Genomic DNA, 2,650 nt, shown 5'->3' with positions numbered 1-2,650 from the left:
TACTTCGTTCCAGTTACGTACTTTTTTCCAATATCTAATTTGGCATCACTTAAAGCACGTTTTACAGGAGCCAAACAACGTTCAATTAAATCTTTAGTAAGTTCATTGAATTTTAGCACGAGTCATATTGTATTCTAAGTAAAAGTGGACCTGCTTCACTCATTGTTAAGAAAGGCAAAGAAATTTGTGAAGAAGTAACACCACTTAATTCTTTTTTAGTTTTCAGCAGAAAGCATCTTTTAATCTTTGCATTGCGATTTTATCTTTGGAAAGATCAACACTATTTTCTTTTTTGAATTCTTGCACTAAGAAATCTACTATACGTAAGTCAAAATCATCGCCTCCCAAAGTATTGTCTCCAGAAGTAGAAAGCACTTCAAAAGTACCATCAACCAAAGTTAGAATAGAAACATCAAAAGTTCCTCCTCCTAAGTCAAACACTAAAATGGTCTGTTCTTTATCACCTTTGTCAACGCCATAAGAAAGAGCAGCTGCAGTTGAGATTCCATTAATAATACGTTTAACATTTAAGCCTGTGATTTTACCTGCATCTTTGGTAGCTTGTCTTTGGAGCGTCATTAAATACTTAAGACAGTAATTACTGCCTCACTTGCTCGAGCTCCTAAATAATCTTCAGCAGTTTTTTTCAAATTTGCAAAATCCCATTGCACTAATTTCTTGCGGAGTGTATTTTTTTACCACCCACATTAACAGTATAATTAGCTTCTCCCATGTGTCTTTTTGATAGAACTAATAGTATTAGGATTAGTAATTACTTGACGTTTGGCAATTTCTCCTACCATAATTTCATCACCTTTAAAAGAAACTACAGACAGGTTGTTCTTCCACCTTCAGCATTAGGAATAACTTTTTTGCCTCGCCACCTTCCATTACAGCAACACAAGAGTTAGTTGTTCCTAAATCAATACCTATATATTTTATTCGTTTTTGTCATTTTTATCACTCCATTCATTTACTTTAACCAATGTTGGTCTTAAAATTCTTTTTTTATATAAATAACCTTTTGTAAAACTGCTAAATTAGTTTTATCAGGTTTTTTAGGCTCACTGTTTTCAAAGGCAGCAAATATGATCAAAATATTAAGAGCTCAATTTCTTTCACTCTCTTCATTCAAACATTTCTTTTTTTTATTTATATATGTAAATAACTTAAATCCTAATAATATTTCGCAGCAATTCATTTTGTGTAGGCATATCAATTACTTTTTCTAATTGTTCCAAGGGCATTAATAAATTAGTAATAAAATTACTTGATGCATATTTTAATTCATTTGCTTTTTGAGTTTGGGCTCTTTTCTTAAAGTTAATCAATTCTGCTTGATTTTTTTAAAAACTTTCATCAAAGGCTTTTTTTGTTGGGTAAGTTGTTGTTGTACTTTAATTTGAGTTTGTAATTTAGTAATTTGCAGATGACTGTTTTCTTTTTTGATTGATGTTTTTGTTGTTTGCATTTGTTTATATATATATATATATATATATATATATATATATTTGATTTGGATTGATTTGATTGATTTTTAACAGTTTTCATCTTCCTTTTGGTTGTCTTTATTTGTTGTTTTAGTTTCTTCTTTTTGACAATTTTTGTATTCTTTACAATCTTTATGCAATTCTTTTGCTTGTGTTTCTAAATTATCTAAGTTATCTTGGTCTTTTTCTAAAAACATCTTAAAACCTCTTTTCTTGATATAATTATGTTTTTATTACGTTACTTACAAGTATTTTGGCAGCCTGTTTAGTTATTTTTTTAATAAATTATAAATTATTTCATTATTACTTATTACTTATTATTTGTTATTTGTTATTTTGTTATTTGTTATTTGGTTGTAATTGTAATTATTACTTATATTTTATCTTACAATTATTTATTGTATTATTTATTCTTTTATTTGTTATTCTTGATCGTTTAATTTATGGATAAATGAACTGCCAAATATTCCAAAATAGGAATAACTTTTAGGATATTTCATCCAAGAAGGTCCTACAACTGCAATTCTTCCTTTCTCATTGTGATTTACATCAAAAGGAATAGGAAAGAATCATACAATCTTTTTAAAGGGGTAAGTTGCAAGCCATCAGAAAATTTAAAAGACAAACTATCTTGATTTAACATAATTTTAATAATTCCTTACGCTCTAAAAGACCCATAAATTTTTTAATAATTTCAGGATTGCTTTGACCAGGTTTTTCAAGCATTTTGTAAACCCCCGAAAAATAAAGATTCTGAGGCAAAACTACTAAAAGCTTCCATAAACAAAGCAATTAATTGAAATGGAAAACAAATATATTTAGCAATAGTTTGTTTAAAAAATCACTTTGAATAATATTGCTGCTTCTGATAAAACTTATCTGTCAACAAATCATTTACTACTTGCACCACATCTTTACAACAGTAAATGCTAATTTCTTTTGTTTGATCCAAGGAAATATTTTGATGTTTGTAAGCATTTCCTTTATCAGTAATAATCAAATAACAGCTTGAGTACTATTTAAAGTGAATAAAATCAATTTTAGTAATTTACTATTATTAAAATATCAGAACCCATTGCCATAGCAGTATAATTAGTTAAATTATTTAACAAATTAAGAGCTTTAATTACTTGTCCTTTACAAAACGCTTTTTTGAATCA

General features: G+C 27.8%; 4 protein-coding genes and 1 pseudogene. All 5 read right to left on the bottom strand.

Annotated elements, in window-relative coordinates:
• Positions 1-942, bottom strand: a pseudogene (locus ACEW7V_RS00545) (Hsp70 family protein); the annotation flags it as partial.
• Positions 943-1,169: 227 nt separating this feature from the next.
• Positions 1,170-1,331, bottom strand: a complete 162-nt coding sequence (gene grpE, locus ACEW7V_RS00540) for a nucleotide exchange factor GrpE (RefSeq protein ID WP_374695540.1) — start codon at positions 1,329-1,331, stop codon at positions 1,170-1,172.
• A gap of 206 nt (positions 1,332-1,537) precedes the next feature.
• Positions 1,538-1,687, bottom strand: coding sequence for a hypothetical protein (locus ACEW7V_RS00535; RefSeq protein WP_374695539.1), 150 nt, complete (start codon positions 1,685-1,687; stop codon positions 1,538-1,540).
• A 439-nt stretch (positions 1,688-2,126) separates the two neighbouring features.
• Positions 2,127-2,252, bottom strand: a complete 126-nt coding sequence (locus ACEW7V_RS00530; RefSeq protein WP_374695538.1) for a hypothetical protein — start codon at positions 2,250-2,252, stop codon at positions 2,127-2,129.
• A 79-nt stretch (positions 2,253-2,331) separates the two neighbouring features.
• Positions 2,332-2,490, bottom strand: a complete 159-nt coding sequence (locus ACEW7V_RS00525) for a hypothetical protein (protein WP_374695537.1) — start codon at positions 2,488-2,490, stop codon at positions 2,332-2,334.
• Between the last annotated feature and the right edge of the window lie 160 nt (positions 2,491-2,650).

This window comes from Areca yellow leaf disease phytoplasma (genome assembly GCF_041920595.1).
Note: the sequence above shows the minus strand (reverse complement) of the source record. Positions and strands in the feature narration are given on the sequence as shown.

Bases quoted from the DNA above. Each gene is read 5' to 3' on its own strand.
- ACEW7V_RS00535 (WP_374695539.1), bottom strand. From the start codon at position 1,687: ATGTTTTTAGAAAAAGACCAAGATAACTTAGATAATTTAGAAACACAA.